Origin of the sequence: Paenibacillus mesophilus (assembly GCF_005938385.1) — a bacterium.
Lineage (GTDB): Bacteria > Bacillota > Bacilli > Paenibacillales > NBRC-103111 > Paenibacillus_AB > Paenibacillus_AB mesophilus.
The window spans coordinates 1-19,368 of record NZ_VCRA01000004.1 but is presented as its reverse complement, the minus strand read 5'-3'; the positions used below and the strand labels follow the sequence as shown (position 1 = coordinate 19,368).

Genomic DNA, 19,368 nt, shown 5'->3' with positions numbered 1-19,368 from the left:
TCCCCGAGCCAGGCACCGACAGGCTGCCCGCAACCGCCAAAAGAACTCAACAGCAGATAAGAATTTGGAACGGTCGCCCTGTAACATATAAAGTATCGCGGCGATGGAAATAAAAGCGCGTACATCGATAGCGATATACGATGTAAAAGGGAGTTGAGGTTGAATGGGCAGCTTCATGAAACGTTCGGGGGAGAACGGGATGAAGGCGATAGCGGCGCTCGCGATTGTCGGTTTACTGGCCGCATGCACCGGTAATGGTGCGGGTGAGAAGAAAGAAGCCGCAAACGGCTCGAAGAAAGACGGAGGAGCATCGCAGCAAACAGACATTTCCGCCAAACAAGAGCCTGTTACGCTGACGTTTTTCGAGCCTTCCTCCGGCCAGTCCAAGCAATTGTTCATGGAACAGTATGGGAACGCGATCGAGAAGAAATTTCCGAATGTGAAGACGAACTTTGTTCATATTACCCCGAAAGACGGAGGAGGCTACGTTCTTCTGCCGGATCTGCTGGCCGCCGGAACGCATATCGATGTCGTCTTCGCTTCCATCGGAGCGATCCACAGCCGCTTTATCGATTACCAGCTGCAATCGGACATCACCGACTTGATTACGAAATATAAGTTCGACATGTCCCGTCTCGACGATACGGCTGTCGGGCTTATGAAGGAAATCGCGGGGGGCGGCATATATGGCCTGCCGGTTACGAACAATCCCAGCGTGCTCGTATACAACCGGGACTTGTTCGACAAGTTCGGGGTGCCGTATCCGAAGGACGGAATGACTTGGGACGAGACGTACGATATCGCCAAGAAGATGACCCGTACGGACGGCGGTGTAAACTACCGAGGCTTCGTCACGTCTTTCAGCCACATCGCTCTGATGAACCAGCTATCGGCCAATTTCGTCGATCGCGCTACGTTCAAGCCGCTATTGTCCACGGATGACAAATGGAAGAAGCATGCGGACAACCTGGTCCGATTTTTCCAGATCCCGGGCAACGAGGCGAAAGGCACGAATTTGGCGCAGATGAACAAATGGTTCATTGAGGAGCGGATCGCCGCGATGTACGCGACACAGGTATGGTTGTCGCCTTCCGACCCGCTCAACACGGTGAATTGGGATTTGGCGAGCCTGCCCGAGTACGGCGATTTGCGAGGCGTCGGTTCGCAGCCGTACCCGACGTACTTCAACATTACGAACATGGCCAAGGGAACGGCACGGGATACCGCCTTCCAGGTCATTGCGTGGCTGACCAGCGACGAATATCAAATGGCGAAATCGAAGGAAGGCGTGCTGCCGATGGTCAAGAGCCCGGAAATTCGCGCCGCGTTCGGCGCGAACATGCCTTTCCTGAAAGGGCGGAACGTCAAAGCGCTGATGCCTGCCAAACCGGCCGCAGCCAGTGTATGGACGAAATATACGCCGGTAGCCAACGTGGCCATGCTGGAACAACTGGATAAGGTGCTTCAGGGGCAGATCGATGTGAATGCGGCATTAAGACAAGCGACGGAAGTCGTAGAGAAGAAGGTGGCGGAAGACAAAGCCAAGTAAGGAACTTTAACGGAATAACGTTCCTGCACTCTGACGCCGGGACTGGCCGTACTATAAAGCCCCGGTCGTCAGCCAGAGCGGTAATTCCGTTAAAGTTCCTAAGCGCCTTTCGCAACTGCGCGGTACCTGCGGGAAGGCGGCAGCCAAAGCGTGCGAACCGCCTTGCATCGCCTTCTCAAATGCAGGAAATGCGCTATAATATAGCTACGCTCCTCCTAATTATGGAATGGAAACGGATGAGGCATCCTATGAAATGGCTCCGATTGTACGCCGGCAAAAAATATTTGTTCAAGATGCTCATTTCGATCGGTTTGCTTTCGATCTTCGTAGTCGTTCTTTCCTCTACGGTGCTATTTTATAAATCGCGTAATACGCTTTTGAACATGCAGCACGAGTCCAACCGGAAAATGCTGGAGCAGGTCGGCTACAACATCGATTTCACCGACAAGATGCTGACGAATTTGATTACTTCGACCTACTTCGATCCGGGTACCGCTTATCTTCTCGATACGGCGCAGCCGGAGGAGTTTAAGCTGTATGCCAGCATCATGTCGTTCGAGAAGCTGCTAAACTCGGTCCCGCTGCTGCAATCGGTCACCGTCTACAATGCCCGCAACGGCTGCTATTATCACTATTCGGAAGCGAAGGTGCTGAATTGCAAGGACGACGGCGTGGACGGCAAATTGGACCGCTACTTGAAGCGAGCCGATAACGTGCCCAAGCTGCAGCTGGTGCCGATTTATTATGGCGAATCCGATCGTCGGATCAGCCATTTTTCGTTTTTTATGTACGGCAGCGCAACCGGCACGCTTCTCGGCTCGGGCAGCAGCGCGCTTATCTTCAATATTAAGCCGGGGTGGATGTTCGCGAACGTATCCGAGATCAACCGGCTGACCGAATATTCGGACAGTCATCTGCTCATAATCGACGGCAGCGGCAATATCGTCAACGACTTGTCCGGGAACGGCTCCTGGAACAGGCTGCGGGAGCGGATCGATACGATGCGGCTAAGCGAGGGGGACTCCCGTTCGTTTATCGATAACGATGGCGGCCTGACGAGCCTCGTCACGTACGTTCCTTCGCAGAAGAACGACTGGACGATCGTCAGCATCCTGCCTTACGATGCGGTATTTCAAGTCATCCGCGAAATGAAGGCGTTTGCTATTATCGCGGTCGCGGTCGTTCTGCTGCTTACTGCGGCAACCTCGGCGCTGCTCGCTTCTCGGCTGTACAATCCGGTATCCGGCGTTCTGCGCCTAATCCGCAAAGATGCCGACCTGGGCGGGACTCAGCCCACCGGCAAGCGCGACGAGTTCGGCGTCATCTCCACCGTATTGGAGCGGACGATCACCGAGATGCGGTCGCTTAGGCAGCAGCAGGATTCGCAGAGCGGCATTTTGCGCTCCTATTATGTGCGGCAGCTTCTGCTGGACAGCCCCCATGTTTCACCGGGCGACGCGGCCGAGAAGCTCGGCATTGGTCTCAACCGCGGTATGCGGTACGCGATCTGCATGTTCAAGCTGGACGATTACGCCCTCTTTCTGCAGGGCAACAGTCCGGAAGACCGGCGTCTGTATACGTTCTCGATCGGCAATATTATGCAGGAAATCGTCTCGAAGTCGATGTCCGGCGATGTGATCGATACGGGGGGAGACTGTTTCGTTGCGCTTCTGTACGAGGAGCTGCCCGACGACGGGTACGACGCGCGTATTCGCCGATTGGCAATGGACGTTCAAGAGACGGTCATGAATTACTACAAGCTGTCCCTTACCGCTGTATATGCCGATCCCGTCACGGATTACAGGCAAATTGCCCGATTGTACAAAACGGTGGAGGATTTAGCGAAGTACAGATTCGTATTCGGCAAACAATCGATCATCACGCCGGCGTCCGTCCGGCTGAGCGAAGAGAATGAATCGGACGGAGTTCCTCCCGGGCTCGAGAAAAGCTGGATCGCCGCGATTCGGGCACAGGACTTGGACGGCAGCGAGGGCTGCCTGACGGAGCTGTTCGAGCATATCGCCCGGTGCCGCTACGATCAGATGATCAATTCGCTGCTTGCTCTGGCAGCCGAAGCTACTCACGCGATCGGCTCGGTTTCGGGCGATACCGGCTCGACCGATGTGCGATCGGTGTATAAGCGCATTCTCGAGAAGGAGACGCTTGGGGAAGTGCGCGATCTGTTTATTTCGCTGTTTCGCACCAGGTCCCAGGCCGATTCGCAAGGGGCGTCGGAAAGCTCGAAAAGGCAGATGCTCGTCGGTACGATCAAACAGATCGTGGAAGCGCGCTATACGGACCCGTCCCTATGCCTGCAAAGCGTGGCCGATATGGTAAATTTGTCGCCATCGTATGTGGGCAAGCAGTTCCGCGACGAAGAGGAATTGTCCGTTGCCAAATATATTACATCGGTACGGATGAAGCACGCGGCCCATCTGCTTGCGCATACGGATTCAAGCGTCAACACGATCATGGAGAAGGTCGGCTTCGTCAATCAAAGCTACTTCTTCAAGCTGTTCAAGCAGCATTTCGGCCTTACGCCGAACGAATACAAGACGGATTACTCGGGCAGAAACGGATAGACGGACAGTCGAGTCGCTTGCGGCGCGAACGTCCGTCTATTTCCCTATATAGCCGCGGCCCGAAGGCACTATTCCGGTAGTACAGTCCGAATTTACAGTGGCGAAAGCCCGTTTTTGCACGTGGTCACCCGTTTTTGCAGTTTTCGGTCCGCTATTCCCGGATTATGATGTAAGCGTATTCGAGATAAGGGAGGTTGATTGTTCGGCATGAGAACACGACAACAAGGTTGGTTTGCGGCCGTCATCGCTGCGGCGATTATCGCCGGCGGCTGCACGAAGACCGGCGAGCCGGCGAAACCGGACGCACAGGGAGGGAACAAGAGCGAGCCTGCGGTGGAGCTGTCCTGGTTCATCGACGGCGATGCGGGCAGCTTGCTGCCGGATAAACCGGAGGAAGACTTCGTCAAACGAACGATCGAGCAGAAGTTTAACGTCCGCTTGAAGGTGCAGAGCTATCCGGCCGGCGCCGATTACGACAACAAGCTGACGGTGGCGCTTGCGAGCGGCAACAGCCCGGATATGTTCATCGCAAGCGGCATTCTTTCGCAGAAGCTTGTGCAGGACGGACTTGTCGCGAAAATGACGCCGTTCGTATCGAAGACGACGATGCCGAATTATTTCAAATTTTGGAACACGAACGAATCGGAGATGAAATCGTATCAGGTCGAAGGCGATTTTTACCGGGCGCCCTTGCCATACAAGAAGACACTGGAGCTGGCGTATTATATCCGCAAAGATTGGCTCGACAAGTTCTCGCTGCCCGTACCGAAAACGTACGACGAGATGATCGCGGCGATGCGCAAATTCAGCAACGACGATCCGGACGGCAACGGCAAGAAGGATACGTACGGCTTTACGACGAACGGCAACGGCAAGTCGCTCGCGCTCGCGTTTCCACAGTGGCGGAAAAACGGTTTGTACGCCGGTTATTTCGTAGAGAACGATCAATTCTACGATACGCAGACCGATCCCCGGGTGGCTCGGGTCGTAGACGACACGCTGCAAATGATCAAAGAAGGTCTCGTCGATCCGGACTGGTTCTTGAACAAGGCGGAGCAAGTTACGGACAAGGCGGTGCAGGGCAAAGCCGGCATCGTGTACAGCCCGGACGTGAATTTTGCGCTCGACAGCAGCCCGAACAGCGTGCAGAACAAGTCGAAGGCGTTGAATCCGAAAGCCGATTGGGTCCCGTTCAATCCGTACCCGGATAAGCCGTTCTGGACCGAGAACGAAGCTGGCTATCCGTTCCTGTTCAGCAAGAGGACGGCGGAGCAAAATCCGGCGAAAATCCGCAAAACGGTAGAGATTCTCGATTGGCTCGCCGGCGAGGAAGGCTTTCTGCTGACACGCTACGGGCTCGGCGGCAAGCATTACACGAAGGATGGCTCGAAGCTGACGCTGAATAAAGAAGCTTATTTGAAGGACATCGTGCAGAAGGGCAATTTCCTCTCGATTTACGATTTCTTCTCGCCGCCGGCGCCGGAAACGTTCGGACTGACCGTCAAAGACCCGGACCAGACGCCGCGCGACGAGCAAATATTGGCCTTTATCCGCAGCGGCTACAAATACGTGCCGAGCGTGGGTGCCAGTACGACCCCGCCTCCGGGAGTCAATCTGGGAGAGATGCGCACGAAAATGTCGGAGTATCACGCGAGGATGCTGTTCGAGGACAAATCGAGTGCGGAATGGCCGAAATACCGCGAAGAGATCATGATCAAATATAAAGGGAAAGACATTTTCGAAGCGTATGCGAGCCAAATCGGCGAAGCGCGCGGGAAGAAAATTACATTCAAAGCCGGAAATTGAACACGGCTGTCGTTTCAAAAGAAGGAGTTGGCCTATGGGAAACCATACGATGACGATCGATAGAACGGGTTCGCAGCCGGGCCGAAGCGAGTCCCGCCGGGCGGTGTGGAAAAGCGTCGCGCGCAGCCGTTGGTTCTATGTGATGATGCTACCCGGAGTGCTGTATTATGTCGTGTTCTGTTACTTGCCGATGGGCGGCCTGCTGGTCGCCTTCAAAGACTACAACTTGTTCAAAGGCATTTGGGATAGTCCGTGGGTGGGGTTCGATCATTTCCGGACGGTGCTGAAGTCGCCGGATTTTCCCGTCGTGTTCCGCAATACGCTCATCATCAGCGTTTACCGCATTTTGTTCAACATGGTACCGGACGTGGCGCTGGCGATTATGTTCAACGAAATCCGTCTTGCCTGGTTCAAGCGCATCGTGCAAACGATTACGTACGGTCCGCATTTTTTGTCCTGGGTCATCGTGTACGGGCTGGTGTTCGCTTTCTTCGCTCCCGGTTCGGGGTTCGTCACTACGTTTATGCGCGATACGTGGGGGTTCAGTCCGAACGTGTTGACCGAGCCCGGGCTGTTCCGTCCGCTGCTGCTTGCAAGCGACTTGTGGAAAAATACGGGGTTCGGCGCGATCATCTACTTGGCCGCGATGGCGAACATCAACCCGGAGCTGTACGAAGCCGCCGAAGCGGACGGCGCAGGGAGGTGGCGGAAGCTGTGGCACATTACGCTGCCGGGCATCCGTTCGGTGTTCGTCCTGCTGCTCATTCTCCGGCTCGGCCATATTCTCGATGCGGGCTTCGAGCAAGTGTACATTTTTCTCAATGCGCGAGTGTACGGGGTCGGGGACATCATCGACACATGGGTGTTCCGACGCGGCTTGGAGCAGCTTGACTACAGCGTTGCGGCTGCGACCGGATTTTTCAAATCCGTGATCGGATTCGTGCTCGTCGTCGGCGCCAACCGGCTGTCCAAAAAGCTCGGAGGTGACGGCATATGGTAGCGCATGCGAAGACGGGACCGGTTGCGAAATCGAAGGCCGACCGGTTCGTCGACGCCGTCCTTTACGCGTTCCTTTTCTTGTTCGCACTGAGCACGCTGTTCCCGCTCTATTACGTCATCGTCATGTCGATTACGCCCTATACGGAAGTGATGCGCAGCGGCGGCTTCGTCATGTTCCCGCAGCAGGTGACATTCGATGCGTACAAAGAAATTTTCTCGAGCGGACGCATCCCGCAAGCGCTGAAAATTACGGTTACCGTTACGCTCGTCGGCACGTTTCTCAATCTGCTCGTGACCTCGCTGCTCGCCTATGCGCTGTCCAAGAAGACGGTCCCGGGCCGAAGCGGGCTGCTGCTCGGAATCGTGTTCACGATGCTGTTCAGCGGAGGGATGATTCCGACTTATTTGGTCGTGCGAGCCGTAGGACTGGTGGATACGATTTGGGCGCTCATTCTGCCCGGACTCGTCTCGACGTTCAACCTGCTGATCATGAAAACCTACTTCGAAGGTTTGCCCCATGAAATCGAGGAGGCGGCCAAAGTGGACGGCTGCGGTGACCTGCGCACGCTGTTCAAGATCGTGCTGCCGTTGTCGACGCCGATTTTCGCCACGATGGGATTGTTTTATGGAGTCGGGCATTGGAACGCTTACTTTGCCGGCATTATGTATTTGAACGACAAAAGGCTGTATCCGCTTCAGGTCGTGCTGCAAAACATGATCCGTTCCCCGGACGTCAGCCAGGAGCTGGAAATCCGCAACCCGATGCTGATCGCAGCGCTTCCTCCCGAGACCATCAAGATGGCGACCGTCGTCGTGGCGATATTGCCGATCCTGCTCGTCTATCCGTTTCTGCAAAAGTACTTTATGAAAGGTATGCTGCTCGGAGCGATCAAAGGATGAAGAAGAGGAGGAATTCGCGCGATGGGACGGACAGGCCGGATTCGAAAAAGGTTCATAGCCGCCAAACCGGCTATGGCGGTTGTGCTGGTCATTTGCTTACTGCTGGGCGGCTTCCAGGGGTATGCTTCGGCTGACGGAGTGAGCGACAATTTGGTGAAAAATCCCGGCTTCGAGAACGGCAGCACCGTTCCGGGCGATTGGTCCCGCGGCGCTACCGGCACATGGGCGTGGGACGGCGCGGTCAGCCGCAGCGGTTCCCGGTCGGCGAAGCTGATGACGCAAGGAAGTACGGACATCGCTTTCTTCTCGCAGCAATATATTCCGGTTCAGGCGGGCCGTCTGTACGAGTTCAGCAGTTACTACAAGCCTCAAAACGTAACCGGACGCGCCTTTATTTTGCTGGCGTGGTATTCGGCACCGAACTCCGCCGGCTTCATTTCGCAAAAGGTGCTCGATGTGGACCGTTCCGCCGCGGATTGGTCGAAGGCGGTCATGCAGGAGTACGCCCCCGCAAATGCCGCGTACGCCCACGTCGCCGTTCATATGCGCGGCGGAGCGGGTACGATCTGGTATGACGACGTGTCGCTCACCAGGGTCATTCGCCAGTCCGTGATCGACCCTTCCGAGGCCGTCTTCGATCGAAACGGGCAGCGCCGGCAAGACGTCTCCGTGCAAGTGACGGCGAACGGCAACAGCCTGGTGGACATTCGTTACGGCAGCGGCGTCTTGCAGCCGGGCACCGACTATGTGACGGCTAATGGGCAGGTTCTGCTGAAGAAGGAGTACTTGGCGCAATTGCCCGATGAAATGGCGACGCTGTCATTTTCATTTAACGAAGGGGGAGATCGGCAGTTGAAGCTGACGGTCATCGATTCGACCTATTTGAGCGTTCCGTCCTTGACCTACTATAAGCATGTTCCGACGCCGCAGCCGGTGACGGTGACTTTGTCCGCGTACGCGCCGCAGTTGGCGGGACTGCGGATCGGCAGCAATCCGCTTACCGAGGGAGAGGCTTATACCGTATCGGGATCGGGCAAGGACGTGACTTTCAAGGAAGCGTATTTGAGCTCGCTTGCACCCCAAACGTACGTCGTCCGCTTCGAGTTCGCGAACGGCTCCGCCTCGTCCATGACCGTTACGGTGCGAGAGATACGGAACAGCAAAACCCGCAGCACGATCTATACGCCGGACAAAGTGCAAGCCGCGAGAACCAATGCGGCGGCCTACGGCTGGGCGGGTCAAATGCGCGACGCCGCCGTAGCCAAAGCGGAAGCTTACTTCCAATCGCCCGGTTACGCGGCCGAAGGATACGATTTGTTCTGGAAGGCGGTTCCTCCGCAGACGCTTCCGCGCAGCTACGCGGTCAACGAGAAGATGGGCAGCCCGGTGACGGGAAGGGATATCGACCGGTTCGGGGCGTACCCGTACCAGGGCGATCCGCTCAACCGGCCGTGGAAAATCGTCGATCCGAGCAGCGGCTATACGTTCCCGACGAACGATTTCGGCGCCTACTACGCGAGCGGCTTGGACGACAGCGGCATTTTCCGCCCGCAGCTCGCCGATCGCAGCCTGCTCGTCAATACGCTTTATCCCGAGAAAGGGCCCGGGTGGGGTGTCGACGACGGCTTCGGCTGGGTGGACGCCGTCGGGAACCGGTATACGTTTATCGCCTATTATGTTCACCGCTTCCTCTGGTACGGGGAGAAGAACGCCTTTGTCGTCGACGCGCTCCGATCGATGAGAGACGCCTATTTGTATACGGGCGAAGCGAAATACGCGCGGGCCGGCCTCATTCTGCTCGACCGGATCGCCGACGTATATCCGAGCCTGGACACTTCCGTCTATAAAGTCGATTATCTCCACAACGGCGCGGAAGGGAAAGGAAAAGCGGTAGGCGCCATCTGGGAGACGTTCCTGATCAAAGAACTGCTCCATGCCTACGACGCCTTCTTCCCGGCGCGGAACGATCCGCAGCTGGCCGCCTATTTGCAGCAAAAAGCGGCCGAGCACGGTTTCGACAATCCGAAAAACAACGGGGCGGCCATTGCGCTGAACATTGAAGACGGCATCGTGCGCCAAACGTATCCGGGCGTCCAAACCGGAACGATTCTCGGCAATACCGGCATGCATCAGAGCGCGCTGGCGATGGCGGCCGTCGTACTCGACACGCTTCCGGAGACGAAGGAATGGCTCGACTTCACGTTCAAGGCCGGGGGAGCGCTGTACAATCCGGCCCGGGTAACGGGCGGCAACGTGCTCCCTTCGCTTGTAAACCGGATAGACCGGGACGGCCATGCGGACGAAGCTTCGCCGGAATACAACTCGTACTGGCTGGATCAGTTCCGGACGACGGTGGATATTTTGCAAGGCTACGACCTGTATCCCGGGGCCGATCTGTACGATAATGCCAAGTTCAAGACGATGTTCGGCAGCCATCTCCCGCTCGTGCTAAGCGACAGGTACATACCGACGATCGGGGATTCGGGCAAGACGGGGAATCCGGCGGTATGGTTGAACATCGACAATTTCGTCAAAGCGTTTAAGGCGTACGGCGATCCGGAATTTGCGCAGGCGGCCTATTTCCTGAATGGAAACAGCGCGGCAGGCATCCATGAAGACATTTTCTCGACCAACCCGGAGAACGTCTCGGCGGAAATTGCCGCCGTGATCGCCACGCACGGAACGTTGAGTCCCGACAGCACGAACTTGACCGGCTACGGCTTCACGGCGCTGCGGGACGGTGATCGAGCGGAGCAGACGCTGCGCGATTTGTGGATGTATTACGGCAGAACGATCTACCACGGCCATCGGGATACGCTGAATATCGGACTGCATGCGTTCGGACTCGACTTGTCGCCCGACCTCGGCTATCCGGAATTTACCGACAGCAAAGATATGCACCGGTTTCAATGGGTGCGCAATACGGTCAGCCACAATACGGTCGTCGTGGACCGTTCGCAGCAGCAGTCCCAGTGGGTATCGACACCGCTTCATTTCGACGACGGCGACCGGGTGAAGCTGGTCGATGTCGAGGCGTCGGACGTCTATCCGCAAACGGAAACGTATCGGCGCACGACGGCGACCGTCCGGGTCGACGACGGCAATTCCTACACGGTGGACTTGTTCCGCGTCAAGGGCGGGAACGATCATCATTTCAGCTTTCACGGCGCCGAAGGCATCGCAATCGCGGAAGGGCTGAACCTTGTCGTCCAGCCGACCGGCACTTATGCGGGACCGAACGTAGCTTACGGCCAGCGGGTCGACAGCGTGGAAGGAACGGGCTACATGGGCAGCGGCTTCCACTACCTGAAGCGGGTGGAGCGGGACGATGCGCCGGCAGCCAAGTTCAGCGTCGAGTGGAGCGTCTACGATACGTGGAACGTATACGGACAAGGCGCGCATGCTCCTACGGATGTCCGTCTGCGGCTGACGATGATGGGGCAATACGACGATGTCGCGCTCGCGGACGGCGTCCCGCCGCAGAACAAGCCGGGCAATCCGGAGACACTCCGGTACTTGATCGCGCACCGGAACGGGACGAATCTGGATTCGTTGTTCGCTTCCGTCATCGAGCCTTACAAAGGAACACGTTACATCCAGTCGATCTCCCCGGCGCAGGTGAAGAAGAACGGCGTCGTCGTGACGGGTTCCGAAGCATGGGCCGCCAAGGTGACATTGACTAACGGACGAACCGACTATATCGTGAACGCGCTGAATCCGGACATCGAGTATACGGTCGACGACAAATTGACGTTCCGCGGGTTTTTCGGCGTACTGTCCGAGCGCGGCGGCGAGCCGGAATACGGCTATTTGCACGACGGGACGCTGCTGCGGACGGGGAATGAGGCGCTGATTCAGAGTGATAAGGGGTACGTGGCAGGCGATATCGCCGATTTCACCAAGACGCTTTCCTTCCATAACGAGCTTGGCGTCACGGCAGATGCGCCGATTCTGGAGGGTGAGCTTCAGGAGCGCGCCCACATCTATATCGAGAACGACGGAGCGCGCAACGCCGTATACGAGATCAAGCAAGTACAGCCGCGGATCGGCGGCGGATATACGTTATCGATCGGGGATAAGACGTTGATCCGGCAGTTCGCGAACGATGCGGATCTGTCCGCCGGCTACGTCTACGATATCGCCGAAGGAGCTTCGTTCCGCATACCTCTGACTGCGACTTGGGTTTCCCCGTCTAGTGTGCTGGATGGAATGCGGGAGCTTATCGGGCAGGAAAAGTCGTCCGGATATATGTCAGGTGTGTTCGCTGACCAATTGCTCTACCGACTCGACATTATCGATCTTCTGGCCGATCAGGGCAACAAGGCTACGGCGATCGCCTACATGCGGGATTTCGTGGCGTATATCGAGGACCCGTCCGTACGGCTGCAAGGGTTGATCTCAAGTACCGCGACCGCGGCGCTGGAAGCATCCGCAAATAAATATATATCTTTATAGGGAGTGGAGAAGCGATGAGTGTGGAAAGAGTGCAATTTTTCGATTCCAATGCGAATGTCGGCAAAATCGGCTACAAGCACCGGCTGCAAATGTGGCGAACGGAAGACATGCTCGCGGAAATGGACCGGTCCGGGATCGCCGGAGCGCTCGTCTACCATGGAATGGCGAAGTCCCATTCGCCGGTATACGGCAACCGGCTGCTGCCGGAGGAGCTTGCCAAAAGTCCGAGACTGTTCGGCTGCTTGGCGGCGATGCCGGATCATCTGGGGGACTTTCCTTCCCCTGCGTCGTTCATTGCCGAGATGAAGCGGGACGGGATGCGGGCGGTGAAGCTGTTTCCGAAGAGCCACCAGTTCGATCTCGACCGGCGGACGGTCGGGAAGCTGCTGACGGCATTGGAGCAGGAGCGTATTCCGCTGCTCGTGGACGGTTCGGAAACGTCGTTGTCTGCGATCGCCGGCATCGCCGGCGCGCACCCCGGTCTGGCTGTTGTGCTGCAAGGGTTCAGCTGGAGCCAGGAGAGACGTCTGTTTCCGCTGCTCGAGGAGCATGTGAACGTGCGGATCGAATTTTCCGCCCTGCAGAGCAATGCGATAATCGAAACCGCCTATGCGAAGTTTGGCGCCGAGCGGCTTCTGTTCGGCAGCGGGATGCCGTTCAAAAGCCCGGGCGCGGCAAGGGCGCTGATCGATTATGCGCGCATACCGGACGAAGCGAAGCGGCGCATCGCCGGCGGCAATCTCACCGAATTGCTCGGCGTGAACCCGCCCGAAGCCGTGCTGCCGGATCAGGATGAAGTTACGGCGCACGCTTCGCGTGGCCTGCCCATCCCGATCCCGGTATACGATTCGCATACGCATCTGATCGAGGACGGAGGCGGGACGGGGAGCGGCTTCCCGATGCTGCAGGGCGACATCGATTCGATGATCGCGCTGTACCGGACGATCGGGATTCGCAAAATGTCGATCGCTCCTTGGGCTGGCATTAACGGAGGCGATTCGGAAGCCGGCAACGAAATCGCCGAGAAGGCGATACTCCGGTACCCGGACGAAGTGGAAGGCTATGTCGTCATCGATCCGAACTATGTCGAGGACGTTGAGCGGGAAGCCCGGAGATGGCATATCGAGAAAGGGTTCAAAGGGATGAAGCCCTACTATTATTTGTCCAGAATCCCTTATACCGATCCGGTCTTTGCGCCATGGTGGGAGATCGGGAATGCCAAGCGGCTGTACGCCTTGGTCGATCCGGCCGGTCAAAGCGACGGCGCCTATACCGCACAAATTGAAGAGCTGGCGGAGCGTTATCCGAACGTGGCGATTTTTATGGATCATGCCGCGAGAAGCTTCGAAATCGCCGAGCTTTATGCGAAAACGGCCAAAGCTTTCAATAACGTCTACCTGCAGCTGACCTATACGACGGTTCCGCTCGGTTCGATCGAGTATTTAGTCCGCGAGGTCGGGGCGGGAAAAGTGTTGTTCGGTACGGATTCTCCGATGAGGGATCCGAGGCCGCAGGTCGGGTGGCTGGCTTACGCCGATTTGTCGCTCGAAGACAAGAAAGCCGTTTTCGGCGGGAACATGAAGCGAATTTGGGATCATACGGTCTGATCGCGAGCTTGTCCGATCGATCCGGCCGCAGCGCCCGAACAATGAGGGGTGACGGATTCATGCATGCACCCGCAGTGATCAAAAGCTTCTTTTATCGGAACGATTGCAGGACTATTCCTTATTTGCACGAGCACGACTGCTTCGTCATCTACTACGTGCATACGGGAAGCTGCTGCTATTACAACGGTTCGGAATTGTACGGTCTGGAGCCGGGCGATCTGCTCATCAGCAACGGCAACGTGAGGAACGGAACGATGATGACGCAGCCTTGCACGCGAACGAACATCCAGTTTTTCGCGTCGAACGTTCATACGATGCTGCCTACTTCCGTCTCGGTAGATGTGATGGCTCCTTTTCGCAAGCGGAGAACGTGCAGGTGGAAGCTGGGGAGCGAGCGAACGGCCGAGATCGAATCGATTTTCTCGAAAATGCTCGGCTGCCGTCACCGGACCGATCCGGTGTCCGTCAATCGGTTTCATAATGCATTTGTGGACCTTCTGCTGCTCATTTGTGAAATCAGCGATGAGCCGTTAGGACAGTCATCCGAACTGTCCAAGGTGAAGGAAGCTCACGTACAGCGAATCATTTCTTATATCGGTGACCATTACGGGGACGAATTGACACTCGATCATTTGGCGGGATGCGTCAACTTGAACAAACATTATGTCGCCAAGCTGTTCAAGGAAACGATGGGCATGACCGTATTCGACTATATCAAGAAACGGCGCGTCCTCGAGGCGAAGCAGCTGCTGACGTCGGATAAAGACAAGTCGGTAACGGACATCGGGCTGGATGTCGGCTTCAAGCAGCTGTCGCATTTCTCCGCTTCCTTTAAACAAATTACGGGTTTGTCACCGGAACAATTTCGCAAGCGCCAGATTGTCGGCACGTTTCCGGACGGGGAGGTTCCTTTATGATTGTAGACGCGCATAATCACCCTCATTACTTGGGCTTCAACTGCAGCGATATGTTACGGAATATGGAGCAAAACGGGATCAGCCGCACATGGCTGCTGTCGCTGGAAACGCCGGAATCCGAATATCATCCGAGCTACTATAAGCATGGATGGCCGACTGAGCAAGGCGCGATCCCGTTCACGGCCTGCCTGGAATACGCCCGTGCGCACCCGGACCGATTCGTGCTCGGTTACGCGCCCGATCCCAGGCTGCCTACCTCGATCAGCCGGCTGGAAGCGGCCATCGACTTGTTCGGCGTTCGCGTGTGCGGCGAAATGATGCTGCGCATGACGTACGACAACCCGGACGCGCTGCGCCTGTTCCGATTTTGCGGCAAGAAGGGACTTCCCGTCATCGTGGAGGTTAATTACGGAGTGGAGCCGAGCGGGCATGCATGGCCCAATTATTGGTACGGCGGCGGAATCGACGCCTTGGAGCGCGCGGTCCACGCCTGCCCGGAGACGATATTTCTCGGGCATGGACCGGGGTTTTGGGCGCATATTTCCGACGACGACCTGTATCGCACTGCCAGCTACCCGAAAGGGGATATTGTTCCAGGGGGCAAAGTGACGGGGCTGATGCGGACTTATCCGAACTTGTACTGCGATTTATCAGCAGGCTCCGGTCTGAACGCTTTGCAGCGCAGCAGTGCGTTTGCAAAGGAATTTTTGCTGGAATTCCAAGATCGATGTTTGTACGGACGCGATATATTCGACAATCGACTTCAAGTTTTTCTAAACGAACTCGGACTTCCCGACGACTGTTTGCGGAAAATTTACTCGGGCAATGCGCTGAGGCTGGTTCCCTGACAGGTGCCTCGGCGCGGGAGTGAAGAAGGCGGATTACCGACCTTGATCGGTCGGTCTGTTGTGCCTGATAGAGAGCTGTTCCTGAAGCTTATGTGGCTTCAGGGGCGGCTCTTTGTTTTTGGCGGCGGCGTAGTATGCGAGATAAGAGTCGTTTGTGCCTCTTATTTTGGTGGGAACCGGGGGTTTTAACAAAATAGGGGATGTTTGGGGCTCTTATTTGGAGGCAATGAGCGAAATAGGGCAATTCTGTTTTGAGCTGCTGACAGCGTGTCCTCGAAATACGGCGATTATTTTAACAAATTTCTGTGGACATTAACAAAACGGTTATGATAATTTTGTAATGAATACCCAAATATTCCATGTTTTAAGAGTAAAGTGTGGATTTTATGGAGGCGGTGCAAACTATTAAAAAAATTTTTATACCAATATTTAATCTCTGTTTATTATTATTTCTAGGGTACATGTATATTCGAGAAGACCATGTGCTTCTCATACTATGGTTAATCTTTTTAAGTAACATTCTTATACTTACATATATTATCAATAGCTCCAGAAACCCGATATTATTAGGAGTCGCTATTTCTTCCGCAGCATGTATGGTGTTTTTCATAATAATACGAGTGGTTTCTGTAATTTAGGAAATACTTGCTTCCCTAACAAAGTCGGCATGATTGCAAATACGGATCATTGGAGGGTAATACCTTGAAGGAAAACTTTTTTGAAATATGGAGCGATATACAGAAAAGACTAAAAAAGCATCGGGTAATTAGTGCATTATTCATTGTGACCCTGATGCTCCTGCTAATTAATTTTGTTTACAAAGTAGGCTATATCATTGGACGATTAGCGTACATGATTCAATTCTGATATAGTTCGTAAGCTCCCCGCCCTCCCCCACCCCCTCACTTCCGAAACTGCTCCGGACTCATGCCGACGGCGTTCATGAACGCGCGGTGGAGCTGGCTCGTGCTCGAGAATCCCAGATAAAGGCTGATGTCCGTAACCGACATGCGGGTAGTCCGGAGCTTGCGCTTCGCTTCCTCGATCCGGGCGTGCAGCACGTACTGATACGGAGTCAAGCCGGTGGCGGCTTTGAAGGAGCGGATAAAATGGTACCGGCTCTGGTGCGCCATCGAGGCCATCTCGTCGATCGTCAGAGGAGACCTGAAGCTGGTGTGGATGTAGTCGATCACTCGCGCAAGATGAGGGTCCGCGACGCCGGACCTTCGGGTCGGCCCAGCTTCGTCCATGTACGGCCGGAAGCCCCCTTTCAGCACACCGTGCAAGTAAGAGACGACCATCGCTTCCGTTTCCTGCAGCGACAGATTGTCGGACGGGTCGCGTGCCAGGATTAGACCGACCCAATCGCGGAAGCGGGATTGAATCTCTTTCGGATTCAAATATTGCCGGAAAGATAGCTCCTCCCGCCGCGCTTCTTCGGCCAGGCTGCCCGCCTGAAGCTGGATGATGATGACCCCGGCGTTGTCCCCGATCCGGAAATGATGCTCCTCGCGGGGGTGCTGGACTAGCGCGCAGCCTTCGGCCAACCGGTATTCCCGGCGCTCATGCGTGAAGTGGCACGTGCCGTGAATCGGTACGGTGAGCTGGACATGCCCTGCATGGGAATGCGGGACGTTCGTAAACTCGTTTTCTATTCTCCAAAGCTCCATTTTCGGAGTTTCTATGCGTATGTTCATCTTCCTTCACCTGATGCCAAGTATAGCAAAAATTGCGCGTTTTATGGGCAACAATCGCGGCGACGGCGGCCGTTCTTTTCTCTACCATGGATATAAAAGAGAGGAGAGACGCTTATGCTGCCGCAAACGCAAACAGAATCGCAATCACAGTCGCACATGGAGAAAGCGGCGGAACGAACCCGTTCGTATTCGATGTATGCCCTTGTCGGAGTAAGCTTGGCGCACTTGTTCAACGATACGATGCAAACGGTCATTCCGGCCGGGTTCCCGCTGTTCCAGCAGCAACTGAATTTGAGCTTCAGCCAGATCGGATGGGTGGCGTTCGTCCTGAATGTCACGGCCTCGATTCTCCAGCCGCTTATCGGCTACTTTACGGACAAAAGACCGATGCCGGCTCTGCTCCCGGTCGGGATGGTATTCTCGCTCATCGGCATGATCGGTCTGGCCTACTCCGCGAACATGGCCGCGCTGCTGCTATCCGTGACGGCTGTCGGGATCGGATCGTCCGTGCTTCATCCGGAATCTTCGCGTGTCGCCCATCTGGCTGCAGGCAAAGGCAGAGGGCTCGCCCAGTCCGTTTTCCAGGTCGGAGGCAATACGGGGCAGGCTCTTGCTCCGCTTCTCGTCGCCCTTATTCTCGCCCCGAAGGGACAGCACGGGTTTATATGGTTTACGCTGCTTGCTCTCTCAGGCCTCTTGATCCAATTCGGGGTCAGCCGCTGGTATAGGCCGAGAGTGGTGGCGAACCGTGAGGGCAAGGAAGGGAAGACGGCGATCCAGCCCAAAACAAGCGGAATAGCCGACCGGAGGACGGTCGGCTTCGTAATCGCGGTGCTCGTTTTGCTGCTGTTCTCCAAATTCGTCTACTTGGCCGGGATGAACGGGTATTACTCGTTTTATTATATGGAACGCTTCCAGCTGCCTCTCGAACGGGCGCAAATTTGTTTGTTCGTGCTGCAATTCGCCGGTATGCTCGGTACGCTGCTTGGCGGTCCGCTCGCCGATCGCATAGGAAGAAAGCGCGTCATCTGGTTCTCCATCTTCGGTACCGCGCCGTTCGCCCTGCTGCTGCCCTATGCGGGCCCGACCGCCTCGATGCTGCTGTGCATTCCGATCGGCCTCATTCTGATGTCGGGCTTCTCGGTCATTATCGTATACGCTCAAGAGCTGCTTCCGGGCAAAGTCGGAACCGTGGCCGGCCTGTTCTTCGGCCTTTCGTTCGGCATGGGCGGCATCGGCTCCGTCGCGCTCGGCTGGCTGGCGGATATGACAAGCGTGTCGCTCGTGATCCGGCTATGCGCCTTCCTGCCGCTACTCGGTGTCGTTGCCTTTCTGCTGCCGAAGGATCGGCGCTAGTTAACCACGTCAGCCGGCTGCGGGAGCGGCTCTCCGCCCGGATGATCGAGGCCGGCGAATGTGCGCCTCTTATCCGGGCGGTGCCGGCCGTTCCTTCCGGGCAGTTGAAGGTGCATCCGGCATCGGATAGGCGGATTTGATACTAAAGAACCGTTCGGGATACCGGACGGTTCTTGAACGATTCAGAATGGTTAAGTTCGCTAAAGCGTTAAAGCGAACTTAACCATTCTGAACCAAAGAAAGCTACCGCTAAAACCGAATGCATATCATCGAAAAGGCTTCGATTTGGATATTAGCTTGAACGAATCAAACTTCTCTATTACTGAACTCTATTGCGTTATTCGTACGCCAGATAGGTGAATTCAGCCAATAACGAACCAAATTTTACCATTATTTAACTTTAGTTCAGTAATAGTTACACCAGGTTCATTGTTCCTCCAATTGCCGAGAATTAGAGCTAAATAGCGCAAAGAGGTGTTACTACTTAGGTTCCATAATCATCCAAAACGAAATTCACCACAAAGAACGGAGGTTAGGGAGGTGAGGACCGGGAGGCCTTGCTTACGGAGGGTAGAGATAAAACTGCGGGCACGAGCAAACTGTTCCGCCCCTTGCCAGGTGCGAAACGAACCGGAGATCTTTTGTTTCACTT

General features: G+C 55.7%; 11 protein-coding genes and 1 pseudogene. 10 read left to right on the top strand and 2 right to left on the bottom strand.

The genetic code is table 11. The annotated features are described in order from the left end of the window. Positions 1–163 precede the first annotated feature (163 nt). The 9 genes from FE783_RS07730 to FE783_RS07690 all read left to right on the top strand — a co-directional run bounded on the left by FE783_RS07730 (position 164) and on the right by FE783_RS07690 (position 15,663). On the top strand, positions 164–1,549 hold the full coding sequence (locus tag FE783_RS07730; RefSeq protein WP_138878789.1) for an ABC transporter substrate-binding protein: 1,386 nt from the start codon (positions 164–166) through the stop codon (positions 1,547–1,549). A gap of 248 nt (positions 1,550–1,797) precedes the next feature. Then, a complete protein-coding gene (locus tag FE783_RS07725) occupies positions 1,798–4,131 on the top strand; it encodes an AraC family transcriptional regulator (protein ID WP_158301669.1) in 2,334 nt (777 codons plus the stop codon). Between the two features lie 207 nt (positions 4,132–4,338). Beyond that, on the top strand, positions 4,339–5,937 hold the full coding sequence (locus FE783_RS07720; RefSeq protein ID WP_138878787.1) for a type 2 periplasmic-binding domain-containing protein: 1,599 nt from the start codon (positions 4,339–4,341) through the stop codon (positions 5,935–5,937). A gap of 34 nt (positions 5,938–5,971) precedes the next feature. Then, complete coding sequence (locus tag FE783_RS07715) at positions 5,972–6,937, top strand: ABC transporter permease (RefSeq protein WP_238402929.1); 966 nt, start codon at positions 5,972–5,974, stop codon at positions 6,935–6,937. Next, complete coding sequence (locus FE783_RS07710; protein ID WP_138878786.1) at positions 6,931–7,836, top strand: carbohydrate ABC transporter permease; 906 nt, start codon at positions 6,931–6,933, stop codon at positions 7,834–7,836. The genes FE783_RS07715 and FE783_RS07710 overlap by 7 nt, the downstream gene beginning before the upstream one ends. A gap of 21 nt (positions 7,837–7,857) precedes the next feature. Further along, complete coding sequence (locus tag FE783_RS07705; RefSeq protein WP_138878785.1) at positions 7,858–12,291, top strand: X2-like carbohydrate binding domain-containing protein; 4,434 nt, start codon at positions 7,858–7,860, stop codon at positions 12,289–12,291. 14 nt (positions 12,292–12,305) lie between these two features. Further along, on the top strand, positions 12,306–13,898 hold the full coding sequence (locus FE783_RS07700; protein WP_138878784.1) for an amidohydrolase family protein: 1,593 nt from the start codon (positions 12,306–12,308) through the stop codon (positions 13,896–13,898). A gap of 59 nt (positions 13,899–13,957) precedes the next feature. Then, positions 13,958–14,815 carry an AraC family transcriptional regulator gene (locus FE783_RS07695; protein WP_158301668.1) on the top strand — a complete coding sequence of 286 codons (858 nt, stop codon included), beginning with the start codon at positions 13,958–13,960 and terminating at the stop codon, positions 14,813–14,815. Beyond that, complete coding sequence (locus FE783_RS07690; RefSeq protein WP_138878782.1) at positions 14,812–15,663, top strand: amidohydrolase family protein; 852 nt, start codon at positions 14,812–14,814, stop codon at positions 15,661–15,663. The genes FE783_RS07695 and FE783_RS07690 overlap by 4 nt, the downstream gene beginning before the upstream one ends. Before the next feature lie 902 nt (positions 15,664–16,565). On the opposite strand, the gene FE783_RS07685 is transcribed toward FE783_RS07690, so the two are convergent. Further along, positions 16,566–17,360 carry an AraC family transcriptional regulator gene (locus FE783_RS07685; RefSeq protein ID WP_138878781.1) on the bottom strand — a complete coding sequence of 265 codons (795 nt, stop codon included), beginning with the start codon at positions 17,358–17,360 and terminating at the stop codon, positions 16,566–16,568. 114 nt (positions 17,361–17,474) lie between these two features. On the opposite strand from FE783_RS07685, the gene FE783_RS07680 reads away from it, so the two are divergent. Further along, positions 17,475–18,716 (top strand): MFS transporter, encoded by a 1,242-nt coding sequence (locus tag FE783_RS07680; RefSeq protein ID WP_420799718.1) that lies wholly within the window; start codon positions 17,475–17,477, stop codon positions 18,714–18,716. 497 nt (positions 18,717–19,213) lie between these two features. Here FE783_RS07680 and FE783_RS38185 read toward each other — a convergent pair. Then, positions 19,214–19,368 (bottom strand): annotated as a pseudogene (locus FE783_RS38185) (IS66 family transposase); the annotation flags it as partial.

Coding starts and splice junctions, on each gene's coding strand:
- FE783_RS07730 (WP_138878789.1), top strand. CDS start 164: ATGGGCAGCTTCATGAAACGTTCGGGGGAGAACGGGATGAAGGCGATA.
- FE783_RS07725 (WP_158301669.1), top strand. CDS start 1,798: ATGAAATGGCTCCGATTGTACGCCGGCAAAAAATATTTGTTCAAGATG.
- FE783_RS07720 (WP_138878787.1), top strand. CDS start 4,339: ATGAGAACACGACAACAAGGTTGGTTTGCGGCCGTCATCGCTGCGGCG.
- FE783_RS07715 (WP_238402929.1), top strand. CDS start 5,972: ATGGGAAACCATACGATGACGATCGATAGAACGGGTTCGCAGCCGGGC.
- FE783_RS07710 (WP_138878786.1), top strand. CDS start 6,931: ATGGTAGCGCATGCGAAGACGGGACCGGTTGCGAAATCGAAGGCCGAC.
- FE783_RS07705 (WP_138878785.1), top strand. CDS start 7,858: ATGGGACGGACAGGCCGGATTCGAAAAAGGTTCATAGCCGCCAAACCG.
- FE783_RS07700 (WP_138878784.1), top strand. CDS start 12,306: ATGAGTGTGGAAAGAGTGCAATTTTTCGATTCCAATGCGAATGTCGGC.
- FE783_RS07695 (WP_158301668.1), top strand. CDS start 13,958: ATGCATGCACCCGCAGTGATCAAAAGCTTCTTTTATCGGAACGATTGC.
- FE783_RS07690 (WP_138878782.1), top strand. CDS start 14,812: ATGATTGTAGACGCGCATAATCACCCTCATTACTTGGGCTTCAACTGC.
- FE783_RS07685 (WP_138878781.1), bottom strand. CDS start 17,360: ATGAACATACGCATAGAAACTCCGAAAATGGAGCTTTGGAGAATAGAA.
- FE783_RS07680 (WP_420799718.1), top strand. CDS start 17,475: ATGCTGCCGCAAACGCAAACAGAATCGCAATCACAGTCGCACATGGAG.